This window comes from Arsenicicoccus piscis, assembly GCF_022568835.1.
Taxonomy (GTDB): Bacteria; Actinomycetota; Actinomycetes; order Actinomycetales; family Dermatophilaceae; genus Arsenicicoccus; species Arsenicicoccus piscis.
Genome location: NZ_JAKZHV010000003.1, coordinates 199,094 through 213,462 on the forward strand (window position 1 = coordinate 199,094; position 14,369 = coordinate 213,462).

19 protein-coding genes are annotated in these 14,369 nt (G+C 70.0%); 11 read left to right on the forward strand and 8 right to left on the reverse strand.

The genetic code is table 11. The features are described from left to right. Positions 1-41: 41 nt before the first annotated feature. Positions 42-974, forward strand: coding sequence for a heavy metal-binding domain-containing protein (locus MM440_RS17695; RefSeq protein WP_277626394.1), 933 nt, complete (start codon positions 42-44; stop codon positions 972-974). Beyond that, positions 928-2,409, forward strand: coding sequence for a copper-translocating P-type ATPase (locus tag MM440_RS17700; protein ID WP_277626433.1), 1,482 nt, complete (start codon positions 928-930; stop codon positions 2,407-2,409). The genes MM440_RS17695 and MM440_RS17700 overlap by 47 nt, the downstream gene beginning before the upstream one ends. Positions 2,410-2,499: 90 nt before the next feature. Here MM440_RS17700 and MM440_RS06755 read toward each other — a convergent pair whose 3' ends face one another. Beyond that, a complete protein-coding gene (locus MM440_RS06755) occupies positions 2,500-3,024 on the reverse strand; it encodes a Fic family protein (RefSeq protein ID WP_241443558.1) in 525 nt (174 codons plus the stop codon). Positions 3,025-3,239: 215 nt separating this feature from the next. On the opposite strand from MM440_RS06755, the gene MM440_RS06760 reads away from it, so the two are divergent. The 6 genes from MM440_RS06760 to MM440_RS06785 all read left to right on the forward strand — a co-directional run bounded on the left by MM440_RS06760 (position 3,240) and on the right by MM440_RS06785 (position 6,412). Continuing rightward, complete coding sequence (locus MM440_RS06760; protein WP_241443559.1) at positions 3,240-3,410, forward strand: hypothetical protein; 171 nt, start codon at positions 3,240-3,242, stop codon at positions 3,408-3,410. Continuing rightward, a complete protein-coding gene (locus tag MM440_RS06765; RefSeq protein ID WP_241443560.1) occupies positions 3,407-4,102 on the forward strand; it encodes an SDR family NAD(P)-dependent oxidoreductase in 696 nt (231 codons plus the stop codon). The genes MM440_RS06760 and MM440_RS06765 overlap by 4 nt, the downstream gene beginning before the upstream one ends. Positions 4,103-4,147: 45 nt before the next feature. Continuing rightward, a complete protein-coding gene (locus MM440_RS06770; protein ID WP_241443561.1) occupies positions 4,148-4,561 on the forward strand; it encodes a MarR family winged helix-turn-helix transcriptional regulator in 414 nt (137 codons plus the stop codon). Between the two features lie 124 nt (positions 4,562-4,685). Then, positions 4,686-5,561 carry an alpha/beta fold hydrolase gene (locus MM440_RS06775; RefSeq protein ID WP_241443562.1) on the forward strand — a complete coding sequence of 292 codons (876 nt, stop codon included), beginning with the start codon at positions 4,686-4,688 and terminating at the stop codon, positions 5,559-5,561. 58 nt (positions 5,562-5,619) lie between these two features. Next, entirely contained in the window at positions 5,620-6,129 is a 510-nt protein-coding gene (locus tag MM440_RS06780) for a hypothetical protein (RefSeq protein WP_241443563.1), read from the forward strand. Between the two features lie 46 nt (positions 6,130-6,175). Beyond that, the gene (locus tag MM440_RS06785) at positions 6,176-6,412 is read left to right on the forward strand and encodes a DUF1905 domain-containing protein (RefSeq protein ID WP_241443564.1); all 237 of its coding nucleotides are present in this window, start codon (positions 6,176-6,178) and stop codon (positions 6,410-6,412) included. 69 nt (positions 6,413-6,481) lie between these two features. Here the strand turns inward: MM440_RS06785 and MM440_RS06790 are convergent, their stop codons facing one another. From MM440_RS06790 to MM440_RS06800, 3 genes are all read right to left on the reverse strand, one after another. Beyond that, positions 6,482-7,651, reverse strand: coding sequence for a cation:proton antiporter (locus tag MM440_RS06790; protein WP_241443565.1), 1,170 nt, complete (start codon positions 7,649-7,651; stop codon positions 6,482-6,484). A gap of 3 nt (positions 7,652-7,654) precedes the next feature. Then, a complete protein-coding gene (locus MM440_RS06795) occupies positions 7,655-8,143 on the reverse strand; it encodes a hypothetical protein (protein ID WP_241443566.1) in 489 nt (162 codons plus the stop codon). 106 nt (positions 8,144-8,249) lie between these two features. Next, positions 8,250-9,155 carry a helix-turn-helix transcriptional regulator gene (locus MM440_RS06800; protein ID WP_241443567.1) on the reverse strand — a complete coding sequence of 302 codons (906 nt, stop codon included), beginning with the start codon at positions 9,153-9,155 and terminating at the stop codon, positions 8,250-8,252. 241 nt (positions 9,156-9,396) lie between these two features. Here MM440_RS06800 and MM440_RS06805 point away from each other — a divergent pair, with 241 nt between their 5' ends. Next, positions 9,397-10,131 (forward strand): NAD-dependent epimerase/dehydratase family protein, encoded by a 735-nt coding sequence (locus MM440_RS06805; protein WP_241443568.1) that lies wholly within the window; start codon positions 9,397-9,399, stop codon positions 10,129-10,131. Between the two features lie 52 nt (positions 10,132-10,183). On the opposite strand, the gene MM440_RS06810 is transcribed toward MM440_RS06805, so the two are convergent. The 4 genes from MM440_RS06810 to MM440_RS06825 all read right to left on the reverse strand — a co-directional run bounded on the left by MM440_RS06810 (position 10,184) and on the right by MM440_RS06825 (position 12,876). Continuing rightward, positions 10,184-11,026, reverse strand: a complete 843-nt coding sequence (locus MM440_RS06810; RefSeq protein WP_241443569.1) for a hypothetical protein — start codon at positions 11,024-11,026, stop codon at positions 10,184-10,186. 51 nt (positions 11,027-11,077) lie between these two features. Beyond that, on the reverse strand, positions 11,078-11,338 hold the full coding sequence (locus MM440_RS06815) for a hypothetical protein (protein WP_241443570.1): 261 nt from the start codon (positions 11,336-11,338) through the stop codon (positions 11,078-11,080). Between the two features lie 138 nt (positions 11,339-11,476). Further along, on the reverse strand, positions 11,477-12,184 hold the full coding sequence (locus MM440_RS06820) for a type 1 glutamine amidotransferase domain-containing protein (RefSeq protein WP_241443571.1): 708 nt from the start codon (positions 12,182-12,184) through the stop codon (positions 11,477-11,479). Between the two features lie 110 nt (positions 12,185-12,294). Then, positions 12,295-12,876: a TetR/AcrR family transcriptional regulator gene (locus tag MM440_RS06825; protein WP_241443572.1), complete on the reverse strand. Its 582-nt coding sequence runs from the start codon at positions 12,874-12,876 to the stop codon at positions 12,295-12,297. A 176-nt stretch (positions 12,877-13,052) separates the two neighbouring features. Between MM440_RS06825 and MM440_RS06830 the strand changes: the two genes are divergently transcribed. Further along, positions 13,053-13,709 (forward strand): hypothetical protein, encoded by a 657-nt coding sequence (locus tag MM440_RS06830; RefSeq protein ID WP_241443573.1) that lies wholly within the window; start codon positions 13,053-13,055, stop codon positions 13,707-13,709. A 307-nt stretch (positions 13,710-14,016) separates the two neighbouring features. Further along, positions 14,017-14,367, forward strand: coding sequence for a cyclophilin-like fold protein (locus MM440_RS06835; RefSeq protein ID WP_241443574.1), 351 nt, complete (start codon positions 14,017-14,019; stop codon positions 14,365-14,367). The last annotated feature ends 2 nt before the right edge of the window (positions 14,368-14,369 follow it).

Below are 14,369 nucleotides of genomic sequence, written 5' to 3' on the forward strand. Positions count from 1 at the left end.
TCCCTCGCCACCGCCGAGACCTCCGACACCGGAAGGCTGCCATGTCGACCCACGAACACCCACCAACATCTGCCCCCACCGCGGCCGTGACCGACCCCGTCTGCGGGATGACCGTCGACCCGTTCACGGCACTCACCCTCAAGCAGGATGGGCATCAGGTCCACTTCTGCTCCGAGCATTGCCGCGACCGGTTCATCGCCGACCCGGCGAAGTTCCTCCACAGCGATGCCAAGGGCGACTCCCACGTGGTCGACGAGGGCACCCATGACGAGGGCACCCATGATGAGTCGATCGCCAGTGAGTGGACCTGCCCGATGCATCCGGAGATCCGCCGGCCGGGCCCCGGATCGTGCCCCATCTGTGGCATGGCCCTCGAACCGGTGGACGTCAGCGCACAGACCGGTCCCAGCCCCGAGCTGACCGACATGACGCGGCGCTTCTGGGTCGGCGTCGCGCTCACCATCCCCATCGTCATCCTCGAGATGGGCCGTCACTTCATCCCGTGGCTGCACGACGCCATCCCTGGCCCGGTCGCCATCTGGGCCCAGCTCGTGCTTGCCACGCCGGTGGTGTTGTGGGCAGGCTGGCCCTTCTTCGTCCGCGGCTGGGAGTCGGTCCGCAGCCGCAACCTCAACATGTTCACCCTCATCGCGATGGGCACCGGCGTCGCCTGGCTCTTCAGCGTCGTCGCCACCCTCGCCCCCGGCATCTTCCCCGACTCGTTCCGGGCCGCCGACGGCACGGTGGACGTCTACTTTGAAGCAGCCGCCGTCATCACCACGCTCGTCCTGCTCGGCCAGGTCCTCGAGCTCCGTGCCCGCGAGCAAACCTCCGGCGCCATCAAGGCACTCCTCGACCTCAGCCCCAAGACCGCACGACGGCTGGCCGCGGACGGGACCGAAGAGGGTCCCGCTCGAGGACGTCCACCTGGGAGACCGGCTCCGGGTCCGGCCCGGCGAAGCCGTCCCCGTTGACGGCACCGTGGAGGAAGGACGCTCCGCCGTCGACGAGTCACTGGTCACCGGCGAGTCCATGCCCGTAACCAAGACGACCGGCGACCCCGTCATCGGCGGCACCATCAACGGCAGCGGCGGGCTGGTCATGCGCGCCGAGAAGGTCGGCCGCGACACGATGCTGGCGCGCATCGTCGCCATGGTCGCCGACGCTCAACGCTCCCGCGCACCCATCCAGCGCATGGCCGACAAGGTCTCGGGCATCTTCGTCCCGATCGTCATCGTCGTGGCCATCGTCGCGTTCATCGTCTGGGCCCTGGTCGGACCCGACCCCAAGCTTGCTCACGCACTCGTCGTCGCGGTCGCCGTCCTCATCATCGCCTGCCCCTGCGCCCTCGGACTCGCCACGCCCATGTCGATCATGGTCGGCGTCGGCCGCGGCGCCGGCCTCGGCGTCCTGATCAAGAACGCCGAAGCCCTCGAACGGATGGAGAAGGTCGACACCATCGTCCTCGACAAGACCGGCACCCTCACCGAAGGCCGACCCACCGTCACCGCCACCGAACCGGTCGGCAACCGCACCCCCGACGAGCTGCTCCGTATCGCGGCCGCAGTCGAACGGGCCTCCGAGCATCCCCTGGCGCATGCCATTGTCGAGGCCGCCACGGACAAGGGCCTGGAGATCCCCCCGGTCGCCGATTTCGACTCCCCGGTCGGCAAGGGCGTCACCGGCACGGTGGACGGGCACCCGGTCACCCTCGGCAGCGCCGACTTCCTCACCTCCCAAGGCATCGACACCACCGCCTCCCACGCTCGCGCCGACGAGTTGCGCGGCGACGGAGCGACCGTCATCCACATCGGCATCGACGGCCAGGCCGCCGGCCTGTTCGCCATCGCCGACCCGATCAAGGAATCCACCCCAGCCGCGCTGAAGGCGCTGCGCGAGGACGGCATACGAGTCGTCATGCTCACCGGGGACAACCGCGTCACCGCCCAGGCCGTCGCCCGCACCCTCGGCATCGACCAGGTCGAGGCCGAGGTCCTGCCCGACCACAAGGCCGACGTCGTCACCCGACTGCGCAGCCAGGGATGCGTCGTGGCCATGGCCGGCGACGGCATCAACGACGCACCGGCACTCGCCGCTGCCGACGTCGGCATCGCCATGGGCTCCGGCACGGACGTCGCCATGGAAAGCGCCGGCATTACTCTCGTCAAGGGCGACCTCACCGGCATCGTGCGCGCCCGCCGCCTGTCCGAGAAGACGATGCGCAACATCCGCCAGAACTTGGTCTTCGCCTTCATGTACAACGCCGCCGGTATCCCCATCGCCGCGGGCGTCCTCTACCCCTTCTTTGGGTTGCTTCTCTCGCCGATCATCGCCGCCGCCGCCATGGCCCTCTCCAGCGTCAGCGTCATCGGCAACGCACTACGCCTCCGCACCCAAGACATCGCGTGACTGTTGGGGCGCTGCATGTCCGCCGGGTTCGACGTCCGACTGTGAAGGCAGACTCGCGGGTGATGGATGTAGGCGCCGAACCTCTGCAAGTCAGTGATCGGGTGCCAGGAGGGCGCGCACGACCTCGGGGGCGTGGAAGCGACGGTCGTAGCTGCGGTGCCCGTACTCAGTGAGGACGCCCAGCTCTAATAGGTTGTCGACGAGCTTCTTTGCGCCCGCGCGTTGCATGCCGAGGGATTCGGCGACTTGGCGGACGGTGAAGGTGGGGTGGGCAACGGCCAGGTCGACCAGGAGCGGGGCGTTCGTTGTGCGTAGACGAGACGCGCGGACCTGTTCCTTGAGGGTGTCCTGGATCTCGGTGAGCCTCAGCATCAGCGCCCGGGCGTTTGTCGCGGACGTGGCCAACCCCTCGGCAAACATCGCCACCCAGGTCGACCAGTCCCCGGTCGTGGAGACGCCCAGCAGCGCGTCGTAGTAGCGCTGCCTCCGCGTCTCGAACCAGGGGGACACGGTGATGGAGGGCTCGGTGAGCAGGCCGAGCCGGTGAAGCTGCATCACGAGCTGCGCGTCGGGCTGCCCGCGCCCCGATCGGTGGCCGAATCGCAGGAGCGGCACGTGCGCATGATGCGGCTCATCGGCTCCACGGAGTCCCGTTCGACGAGGTCGCCGAGCGCGCGTGGGCCGAGCGTGCCTGGGAGCGTGGCGGCGGGCGCTCGCGGTTCGCCGGGGTCTCCCGGCAGATCGACGCCATCGCGCGGTCGGGGGACCGGACCGCGTCGTTGTCCCGAATCACCGCACCGACGCTCGTCGTCCATGGCGATGTAGACCTCATGGTCCACCCCTCCGGTGGGCGAGCCACGGTCGACGCCATCCCGGGGGCGCACCAGGTGACCATCGACGGCATGCGGCACCACCTCGCGCCCGGCCTGACCGAACGGCTCGTGAGCCTGATCGCCGAGAATGCCCTGAAAACCACTGACAGCAAAGGACTTTCCCGATGACTACTCGTCAACCCATCGTAGCGGCGATCACCGGTGCGGGCTCCGGCATCGGCCGGGCCGTGGCTCTCGAGCTCGCCGGCAAGGGCGTGCGGCTCGCCCTCAGTGACGTGGACGAGGCGTCCCTCGACACGACCCGGGTGCGCGCCGAGGCCCGTGGCGCCGAGACTCGCACCCGCGTCGTCGACGTCGCCGACCGCGCGTCGGTCGCTGCCTGGGCGCAGGACACCGTCGGTCACTTCGGGGTGGTGAATCAGCTCTACAACATCGCGGGCGTCGCGGGTGGCGGACGCCGGCTCGTCGACGTCACCTACGAGGACATTGAGCGGGTCCTCGACATCAACCTGTGGGGAGTCATCCACGGCACGAAGGAGTTCCTGCCGCACCTCATCGCGTCGTGCAAGGGCACGCTCGTCAACGTCAGCAGCCTCAACGGCTTCCTCGCCCAGCCGAGTCTCGCGCCCTACTGCGCCTCGAAGTTCGCGGTGCGGACGAGGTTCTACAACGAGAAGCTGTTTCGCACGACGGCCGAGCAGGCGGCGCGGACGATCGTCGACGGGGTGGCGGCGGGCCAGGCCCGCATCCTCGTCGGCTCCGACGCTAAGCAGGTCGACGCCATCGTGCGGCTTGCACCCGCCCGCGCGATCCGACGGGCCGTCTCGTTCGAGCGGTTGATGACCCAACGACGAGGGTGACGTCATCTGGTTGACCCGGGTCACTTAGGGTCCTAAGGTTTTGTCGTGGCTGACCTGGCTGCCCTGCTCCACCGTGTCGTCCACGAGCTCGACCGCGCGGCCGACGTGGCCCTGCGACGGGAGCTCGGCCTGTCGAACCGCCGGGCTGTCCTGCTGCAGGTCCTCGCGGAGAACCCGGGGGTCGCCCAGCGCCAGCTGGCGACACTGCTGGGCCACACGGAAGCGTCGGTCAGCGCGCTCGTCCGCTCGCTGGCCGACGACGGTCTGGTCGAGATCGGCTCCGCGGACGGCCGGACCAAGTCGCTGCGCGTCAGCGGTGAGGGCGCCCGCCTCCTGAGGCGGGCCCGCGCCCTGATGGACCCCAGGTTCGCTCGCCTCCTCGAGCAGGCGGACGTCGACGGCGACGAGCTCGAGCAGGCGTTGACTCGCCTGCTCGCCCACCTCGAGGCGCGGGCATGACCTCGCCGCTCGTCGCGCTGGCCCAGCGGCTGGTCCGACGCCGACGCAACGCCAAGGTTCTCGCGGCGCCCTACCCCCACGGCGTCAACGAGTCTCGCTGGGTCACGCTCGGCGGGCAGGAGCAGTGGGTGACCGTGCGCGGGGCCGACGTCGCCACCCGGTCCTCGTCGTCGTTCACGGCGGTCCGGCCTCCTCGTCCATCCCCTTCAACCCCCAGCTGCGGGACTGGGAGGCTCACTTCATCGTCGTCCAGTGGGACCAGCGCGGTGCCGGGGTGACCTACTTGCGTCATGGGGCCGACGACCGGCTGACCGTAGACCGGTTGGTCGCCGACGGGCAGGACCTGCTCGCCTGGACAGCCTCGCGATTCTCCCAGTGCCCGGTCGTCCTGCTCGGCAGCTCGGTCGGCTCGGTCGTCGCGACCCGGATGGCCGATCGGTCTCCGGACCTCGTCGACGGGCTCGTCCTGGCCAACGCCCTCGGGCCCGGGGCCCGGGCCGAGAGCTGGCGGCTGACCCGCGACGCTCTCCTCGCGCGCGGACGGACCAAGGACGTCGCCACCCTCGACGGCGTCGGCCCCGACCCCGCCGGGTGGTTCCCCGAGCAGGCCGAGACCGTCAGCAAGCTGGCGATCGAGGCGAATCCCGCTGTGCCACACATGATCTACGACCTGATGCTGCCGGCGCTGATGTACTGCCCGGACTACTCGCTGTCGGACCTGCGGGCCTTGGAGGCGAGCATGGCGCTGGCCCGCGACCGGCTCTACCCCGAGCTGTGTGATCCCGACCTGTGCGACGCCGCGCTCGTCATGCCGGTCCTCGTCGTCCAGGGGGAGGGTGACCTGGTCAACCCCGTCCCGAGCGCACGTCGGCTCGCCGAGAGTCTCGACGCCCAGCTCGTGACCGTCCCCGACGTCGGCCACCTCGTGGAGCTCGCCCAGCCCCGGGCCGTACTCGACGCGTTGCTCGCCTTCCGGAGCAGCAGCCCCAACCGCGGCTGAACGGGCGGCGGGGGCTGGGACGGACCGGGACCGTCCCAGCCTTGGCATACTCGGCGACGTGATCGGGGACAACTGGGGCACCAGTGCCGAGGAGCGATCGCTGGTGTATGCCTGCGACACCTTCGTGGCAAACCCGCGCCTCGAGGCGTGGCGCGCCGCGACCGTGGCGGCGCCCCTGGCAGCCACCTGGGCGTGGGTCGGGCAGATCCGCGCCGCCCCGTACTCCTACGACCGGATCGACAACGCGGGGAAGCGATCCCCGCGTCAGCTGCTCGAGTGGCCCGAACCCGTCGTGGGGGAGCCGTTCACCAGGGTGGGTGGACGCCCCTGCGGCCGCATCGTCGACGTGCGGCCGCTGAGCTCTCTCACCGGCACGATCATGGGTGGCTACCTGACCTATGCGCTGACCGCGGAGTCGCCCACGACGGCTCGTCTGGTCCTGAAGGTCGTCGCCGATCCGCCCCCGCTGGTGGCTGGGCTCCACTGCCTGGGAGACCCCGTCATGGCCCGCCGTCAGCTGCTGAATCTGCAGGCTCACGCGGAGGGCTCCTCATCAGCGCAGGACTGACGCTGGGCCTCCCCGGCTTTGGGCTGTCGGGCAGAGGATGGGTGACATGAACGCGAGCTATGAGACGCAGATCGTGCTGCCGATGGGCGGCAACAACACGGGCATCGAGGTGCCCGCCGAGGTCCTCGCTGAGCTGGGGCCGAGCAAGAAGCCCCGGGTGCGGGTCACGCTGAACGGGGACTACTCGTTCGAGACGACGGTCGCGAGCCGGGGAGAGAAGTACCTCATCGCCTTCTCCAAGGCGCGACGCGACGAGACCGGCCTGCAGGCTGGTGTGACGTGAGCGTGCAGCTCGACGTCACGTAGCCGCCGCGCGCGATGGCACGTAGGGCCACAGGGCAGGCCAGTCGGCTCACCCGGTGGACGCGGAGGTGCCGTCGACGGTGAGGTCACCACCCTGGGCGACCCGGGCCAGCGGGCCGGAGCAGAGCGTGACGACGGCGACCGTCACGAGGGCGCCGAGGAGGAGGGCCGTGTCCTCACCGCCACCGAGCACGCCCAGCTGGGTGCCCATCGTCGCGGCGGCCACGGGCACGCCGAGCTGCGCACTCGTGGCGACCGCCACCGGCCACGGCTGGCGGGTCAGGGTGCCGAGCGCGTGCAACGCGACCGCGCAGACGCCGAGGGCGAGCCCCAGACCGATCGCGGACGGGTGGGCGAGCAGGTCGCGCAGGTCGAGCGACGAGCCGAGCCACACGAAGAAGATCGGCCCGAAGAAGCCTTCGGTCAGCGCGAACACCTGGCGCGCCAGTCGCCGTGGCTCGCCTACCGCGGCGTAGGCGAGCCCCATCGTGAAGCCGGCCAGCATGATCGAGACGTGCGTGGCGACCGCGAGCGCGGCGAGTCCGAAGAGGATCGAGAGCGAGACGCGCAGCTCGATCGCGAGGTCACGGTCCTCCGACACGTGATGCACCCGTTTGCGCCACCCGCTGGACTCCGCCCAGCGCAACGCCAGGAAGACGACGAACGCGGCCGCGATCACGGCGAGGGCGCCGAGCGCGGTCCTCGTGACCCTGGACGGGTCGATGGCCAGCGGCAGCAGCACGATGCAGGCCGCGTCCGCAACCGCGAGCTGCGGCAGCATGGCGACGATCGAGGGCGCGGTGAGAGGTAGACCGGCCAGCGCGGGCATCACGAGCGACGCCGACGACGAGGCCAGCAGCACCGCGTAGAGCACACCGTGGCCAGTCCCGAAGACGTGCGCGATGCCGAGCCCAGCCGGCACGGCGAGCACGCCGATGGCTACGGCTCGGGCCAGTCCGACCGGCGCCCTCGACCGCAGCGCGGGCTCACGCATCGGCACGTGGCTGCCGGCCACGAACATGATGAGCCCGAACCCGATCTGGGCCAGGAAGGCGAACGTCGGGTCGCCGGGGTGGAACAGTCGCGCGCCGGTGTCACCGAGGACCAGACCGACCAGCAGCTCGCCGATGATGACCGGCACGTGCACCCCGCGCGGCAGCGACAGCAGCGGGCCGCTGATGGCGACGAGGCAGATGAGCGCGAGGGCGCCGAACCCCACCACTCACCGCCTGTCCGCTGGGACGGCGCTCGCCGGCACGACGCCCGCCGACAGCGCCACGATCCGCACCGGCACGTCGGTGTTCTCGTCGGTGTGATAGCTCGCGCACACCCGGTGGTAGCCGTCGGCGATCAGCGCTGGGCGTCCCGCCGCGGCGTCGCCGCGCACCAGCAGGACCGGTGACAGGGCGACGCCGCGGTGGACCTTGCGCAGGCCCGAGGCGACGTGCGGGTTGTCGATCGGCAGCAGGGCCAGTCCCGCCGCCCGCAGGATGTCCTTGGCCTTGAAGTGGGCCGACTGGGCCACCCGGAAGGCGGCCACGGTCGCCTCGACGACGCCGTCGTCCGCCAGCAGGGACAGATACGACGCCGCCGCCGGGTAGTCGTGCTCCTCCGGGGTGTCCTGCCAGTCGACGCGGGCCGCGTCGGCGTCGTCCGGCGTCGCGTCGGACGACGCCTTCTTGTCGGGATCGGGATTCTTCTTCGGGCTCATGGCTCGCCCCTCTCGGTGCTCGGACCGGCTCGATGAGCCGGGCACCGGCGCATCATAGGTCCCGGGCGCTGAGCGCGCCCGGGACCCGAAGCCGTCCCGTCTCCCGTCACCCGGCCAGCGACGTGAGCGGGTGGTTCTGGCGAGCCCCGAGAGCGGCCTCGGCACCGAAGTTGAAGGTCACGCCGGCGTCGGGGTCCCGGCGGTAGCCGAACGGCGTCGGGTCGTAGCCCGCCACCGCGTCGTTCAGCAGGTCGATGACGCGGGCGAAGTCGTCCTCGTTGCCGAACGGCTGGGTGACGAAGTGCGCCGAGGTCTGCGCGGGGAGCTCGACGAGCTCGTAGCCGTCCGGGACCGGACCGGACCAGCCGGCGGGGAGCTCTACCCCGGCCGCGGTCGCGGACGTCCCGGGGCGGCGCAGGGCCGGCGGCAAGGTGACCAGGGCCGGGTCGCTGAGCCGCTCGGGGATGCTGGCCAGCAGCCCCTCCCAGTCGCAGCCCTTCTCCTCGCAGTAGCTCCAGTACTCCGTGGCGTGCTGGGAGCGCTGCACGAGCAGGCGTCCGGCCGGGTGGTCGACGATGGTGACGGTGCAGGTGATGGTGGACATGGTCGTCTCCTGGTTCTGGTCGAGATAGCTGTAGTAGTGCCGCACCGGGCTGGCGACGAACCACGCGATCGGGGTCCGCTCCCGCCGGTACCGGGAGGGGTTGATGCCGAACTGCCGAGCGAAGGCGCGGGTGAACCCGTCGGGGGTGTCGTAGCCCGCGCCGATGGCGGCGTCGAGCACCGAACCCTCGCGCTCGGCGAGCGCCTGCGCCGCGCTGGTCAGCCGCAGCCGCCGCAGGTAGTCACTCGGCGTGACTCCCACGAGCGCCAGGAACAGCCGGCGCCCGTGCCGCTCGGAGTAGCCCAGTGCGGCGCACATGGTGGTGGCGTCGTACTCGGGCTCGTCGCGGTGAGCGTGCAGGTGGTCCTGCATCCGTTGCACCGCATTGATCTGGTCCCAGCTCGGCATCTCGTCCTCCTGAGATCCACGATGGCGTAGACCCCTTGCCCCGCTCTCGACCTTTCCGGACAGGTTCCACAGGGGTTGCGTGTGGCGACGGCGAGGCGCCGCGCGGGTACCGCACCCCGCCTCGAGGGAATGAAGTGAACGCCGTCAACATTGTCCAGGGTGTCGCCGTGATCGCGATCAGCGGTCAACCGCGGCAGCAGGACTCACGCCACTGACCACCTCTTGGGTCTTGGAGAACCCCATGCAGACCATCCTCGGCGCCAACGGCCCCATCGGTGAGGAGCTCGCGCGAGAGCTCTACCGGCACTTCACGCACGACATCCGCATCGTCAGCCGCGCGCCGGCGAAGGTGAACGACACGGACGAGCTCGTCGCTGCGGACCTGACCGATCCGGAGGCGACCGACCGCGCGGTTGCGGGCAGCGACATCGCCTACCTCACGGTGGGTCTGCCGATGGACTCCGACCTGTGGGAGCGCCAGTTCCCGACGATGATGCGCAACGTCATCGACGCCTGCGCCACGCACGGCACCCGGCTGGTGTTCTTCGACAACACCTACATGTATCCCGGCACCACCGCCCCGCAGACCGAGGCGACCCGGTTCGCCCCGAACGGCCGCAAGGGGCGGGTGCGGGCGCAGCTCGCGACGATGCTGCAGGAGGCGATGGACCAGGGTCGGGTCGAGGCGATGATCTGCCGCGCGCCGGAGTTCTACGGCCCGGGCAAGACCAAGAGCCTGACGAACTCGCTGGTCTTCGACCGCATCAAGGCCGGCAAGCGGCCGCTGGTGCCGATCAGCGACCGCGTCGTGCGCTCGCTGATCTGGACGCCGGACGCGAGCCGGGCGATGGCGCTGCTCGGCAACACGCCGGACGCCTACGGCCGCACCTGGCACCTGCCGATCGACCCTCAGCGGTTCCCCGACTTCCCGATCACGTCCTACCGCGATGGCATCGCCGAGATCCTGCGCGGCTGAACCACTTTGACCAACAAGCTGCGCGAGACCGGCGTTGACGTCATCGACGTCATCAGACGTCCTCATCTGCCGATGGGGTCATCGCGAGGATGTGGGCAGCCGCTTCGGTGGACAGCGGCGCCGACCAGACCACTTGGCCAAGTCCAGGCTGGAGGTCCGCGATCCCGCCGGGCTCTGGCGCCCAGTCCCCAGGGTCTACGCCGGGTAGCGAAGCCATCATGACGGCGAGGACCTTGGGGTCGTAGACGCCCTCGGCTATGAAGGCGACGAACTGCTCGGGACCGTCCGCTCGGATGACGACGCCCATTGAGAACCGTGAAAACTGGGCGGTCGCAACCTTCCCGCACCTAAGACTTCGGGCGGCGGCCTCCACCATCACGTTCTCGAAGATTCTTACCTGCGCGAATGTCTGTTCCGCCTGGAGCCGGCGATGGTCCCAGGTCTGGGGGAGCAGGCGGCGACTGTCTATCCGATCAGGGGTGGCCGGAGACCATGTGGAGGTGCAGATCGTCACGAGATTCGCATAGAAGTCGTCGCCGCTGCCGTCCTCACGCCTGCCCACCGCGCCGAGCCACCACCGGTTCGCGGCCAGAAGGGTCAGGTGTGCCTGTGAGTCGGCGCGGGGTTCGCAACTACAGGGCTGCTCGGCCAAGTCCCGATCTGTGAGGCGGGTGACCGCTCCGCGCCAACGCCCCGTTTTCAACTTGAACCAAACACGGTCCTTGATGCTGACGATGCGAGACAGTCCCCCGGCGTCGTACACCTCCGGGAACGATTGAGCCGCCGGGATGGGGTCCGCCTCCAGTCGATGCAGAGGTTCATCCAACGCAGGTGGTGAAATGCCGAGATCGTCCAGGCACCTCTTCGTTGGCCGTACCCCCTGGGTCCCTGTCATGCGCGTGATCGTAGACACCGGCACCGACAGACCCCTGTGCACCGGAGATCGTTAGGAGGGAAGTCCTCCGAGGTCGTCCAGCTCGGCTGGCGTCATCCCGGTGAGGGCGGCCACGGCTGTCGCGGTCGACCCGTCGAGGGTCGCCAGAGCCTGGCGGACGCCGGCGTTGATCTCATCGCGGTGCCGGTCGATGTACTCGAGCACGGCGAGCTCCACCACGTCCTTCTTGGACGACCCGGTGAAGTGCGCAACATGGGAGATGAGTTCGTCTGTCGCTGCGGAAACCTTGATGGGTGCGACGGTGGTAGCCATTGCGTTCAGCCTCCGTGGTCGGGGTCGGCGGTCACCGATCGAGGTCGTGGTTGCCCTCGTGCGAGAGTGACCAACTCTACCAGCAAAGGATAGAAGTACCAAAGGATACCAGCGGCCGCTCTCCGGGCCGCCTGAGGGTCAGGCCGTGGGAGACAGTGCCTCGACGATGGTCGTCGCCAGCTCGCAGGCCGACTGCGGGTTCTGGCCGGTGTGGAGGTTGCCGTCGACGACGACGTGCGAGCGCAAGGGGATGAGCGCCTTGTCGTAGTCGACGCCGACCTCCTCCATCTCGTCCTGCAGCAGCCACTTCGCCTTGCGGGCGAATGTGTTGAGGTGCTCCTCGACGTTCGACAGGCCGGTCATCGTGCGACCCGCGAAGGGGTTGCTGCCGTCGGGCTCGCGGGGTGCCAGGATCGCGGCGGGCGCGTGGCAGAGCAGGGCGAGCGGCCGGTCGGCGTGCACACGCCGGGTCAGCAGCGCCCCGGACACCTCGTCGACGGCGAGGTCCTCCATCGGGCCGTGGCCGCCGGGGTAGAACACCAGGTCGTAGTCGTCCTCGTCGACCTCGTCCAGCCGCAGCGGGTGGTTCAACCGGTCGGCAATCGAGTCCAGGTAGGCGCGAATCTTCTTGCGGGTGCTGGGCATTCCACCCATCACGCCCAGGCTCAGCTCGTCGACCGTCGGGGTGACGCCGCCCGGGGTGGCGATGTCGATGTCCCACCCGGCCTCGCTGAAGATCCGGTGCGGCTCGGCCAGCTCCTCGGCCCAGTAGCCCGTCGGGTGGACCGTGCCGTCGTCGAGCGTCCATCCCTTCGCCGCCGAGACCACGAACAGCACCCGCGTCATGTCAGACCTCCTGGAATCGCTTGGTATCGCTTGGTTTAACTGGTAGCCCGCGATGTCGAGGACGTCATGCCCCGTCCGGTCGTGCGCCAGTGGGGTCGTGCACAGTCGACTCAGCGCGGCCTGGCCGCCAGCGTGGTCAGGGTGATCGTCCGGACCTGTTCCTCGAGGCCCTCGGGGTCCTCCGGCTCCCACGCGAGCTTGCCGTCGAGGTAGAGGAACGCCAGGCCGTGGACCAGCGCCCACAGGCCGGTCGCGGTCGTCGCGAGGTCGTCGGTCGCCAAGGTCCGCTCCACCGCGGCGCCGAGGTAGTCGTGGATGGCCGCCACCGCGTCGACCCGCTCCGGGCTCGCGCGGTCGCACCCCTCGACGAACATCACCCGGAACAGGCCCGGTCTACGCACCGCGAACTGGACGTAGCCCACGGCCACGTCCGCGAGGTCTACGGCGGTCGACGGCTCGGGCTGGCGGGCGACCAGATCGTTCAGCAGCTCGCGATAGCCCACGGCGGCGATCGCCGACATCAGCGAGGCCCGGTTGGGGAAGTGCCGGTAGGGCGCGGCGGGGGAGACGCCCGTGGCCCGGGCGATGGCGCGCAGGGACAGGTCGGCGTCGGGGTCGTCCTGGAGCAGGTCCACGGCCGACCGCACCAGCGCTGCCGGGAGGTCTCCGTGGTGGTAGCTCGGCTCGCTCACGGTCCATCTCTCTCTTGTGGCCATCGCCCTCGGGTGCTGCGGCCGTGGTGAGCCCAGTGTGCCCCTGCGGCGCCGCCGGCCACGAACAAGAGCGCTGCTCTTGGCAAAGCGAGAGCAGCGCTCTATCTTTGAGTGAAGCGAGAGCGCCGCTCTCACATCTCGATGGAAGGACTGTCATGCGCACGCTCAACCGGCACCTCGACTCGACCTCCACCTCTCCCATCTCTCCCACCGCTGTGGTGGCACCGCTGGTCGCGACCGGGGTGCTGATGGCGGCCTACCTCGTGCTGCGGCCCTACGGCGACGTGAACGGCGGCGCCACGCCGGTGGCAGCGCAGGCCTTCGCCTCGTGGCAGTGGATCGCCGCGCACCTGTGCGGGGCGGCGTCGCTGGCGTCCTTCGGCCGGTTCACACTGCGCCTGAAAGAGCTGCTGCCTGGCCTGCGCACCCGCATCGCGCGGACCACGGGCTTGCTGGGCTCCGTGGCCGTGTTGCCGTACTACGGGGCAGAGATGTTCGGTCTGCACGCGTTGGGCCGTGCCGCGCTCAAGGGCGACCCGGGCGTGCTGCGGCTGGTCGAGCAGATCCGCAACCAGCCCGTCGCGCTCGCCACCTTCGGGGCCGGGCTGATCCTGCTGGCCATCAGCGGCATCGCTGCTGCTCTCGCGTGGTCAGCCGAGCGCGGGTCGGCGGCGGCCTGGCCCCTCGGCGTCCTGGTCGCGCTGGTGCTGCCGCAGTACTACCTGCCTCCGGTCGGTCGTATGGCCTTCGGCGTGGCCTACGCGCTGGCCGCGTTCTACCTCGCCTGGGACGTGCTGCGGTCGCGGCGCTGAGCGGCCTGTCCGTAGATCGTGGGTCGGGTCTTCCGTGGGCGGACCGGATGGCGTGGGCGGACCAGATGGGGTGCGATAGGTCCATGGCACCGCCGCGACCACCCCGACCGATCGCCACGACACTCGTGCTGGCGGCCTGTCTGGCCGTCGCCGGGTGTGCGGAGTCCGGCGCCCCGGGGGGCGATCGGTCCACCGGGCATCCGCGCCGACCGGGGGGTCTACGACATCCGACGCGGCTGCAACAACGACGCCGGCCACGACGACAACCGCCACGACAACGCCGCCCTCGGCCGCACCAGGAGCCTCGATGCCCACCCTCCAGCTGACCGTCGCGGGCCAAGACCTGCGGGCCGAGCTCACGGCCAGCGCGCCCGCGCGGGACCTGGTCCAGCAGCCGCTGACGTTGTCGTTCCGGGACTTCGGCGGCCAGGAGAAGGTGGCGCCGCTGCCCCAGCCGCTCTCCATGACGGGTGTGCCCGCTCGATCGGGTGCCCAGGCTGGTGACCTCGGGTACTACCAACCCGACAACGTGCGCTCTCGCGACGCTCGGGACTACTCATTCGTCGACTGGATCTTCGGCCCCACGGCACTGACCCCCGACGAGGAGCGGGCGATGTTCCAGCCGATCCCGCTCGAGCAGGTCCCTACCCCGGCCTAGAC

Coding starts and splice junctions, on each gene's coding strand:
- MM440_RS06785 (WP_241443564.1), top strand. CDS start 6,176: ATGAACGCGAGCTATGAGACGCAGATCGTGCTGCCGATGGGCGGCAAC.
- MM440_RS06795 (WP_241443566.1), bottom strand. CDS start 8,143: ATGAGCCCGAAGAAGAATCCCGATCCCGACAAGAAGGCGTCGTCCGAC.
- MM440_RS06835 (WP_241443574.1), top strand. CDS start 14,017: ATGCCCACCCTCCAGCTGACCGTCGCGGGCCAAGACCTGCGGGCCGAG.
- MM440_RS06800 (WP_241443567.1), bottom strand. CDS start 9,155: ATGCCGAGCTGGGACCAGATCAATGCGGTGCAACGGATGCAGGACCAC.
- MM440_RS06830 (WP_241443573.1), top strand. CDS start 13,053: ATGCGCACGCTCAACCGGCACCTCGACTCGACCTCCACCTCTCCCATC.
- MM440_RS06760 (WP_241443559.1), top strand. CDS start 3,240: ATGGTCCACCCCTCCGGTGGGCGAGCCACGGTCGACGCCATCCCGGGG.
- MM440_RS06765 (WP_241443560.1), top strand. CDS start 3,407: ATGACTACTCGTCAACCCATCGTAGCGGCGATCACCGGTGCGGGCTCC.
- MM440_RS06815 (WP_241443570.1), bottom strand. CDS start 11,338: ATGGCTACCACCGTCGCACCCATCAAGGTTTCCGCAGCGACAGACGAA.
- MM440_RS06810 (WP_241443569.1), bottom strand. CDS start 11,026: ATGACAGGGACCCAGGGGGTACGGCCAACGAAGAGGTGCCTGGACGAT.
- MM440_RS06805 (WP_241443568.1), top strand. CDS start 9,397: ATGCAGACCATCCTCGGCGCCAACGGCCCCATCGGTGAGGAGCTCGCG.
- MM440_RS17695 (WP_277626394.1), top strand. CDS start 42: ATGTCGACCCACGAACACCCACCAACATCTGCCCCCACCGCGGCCGTG.
- MM440_RS06820 (WP_241443571.1), bottom strand. CDS start 12,184: ATGACGCGGGTGCTGTTCGTGGTCTCGGCGGCGAAGGGATGGACGCTC.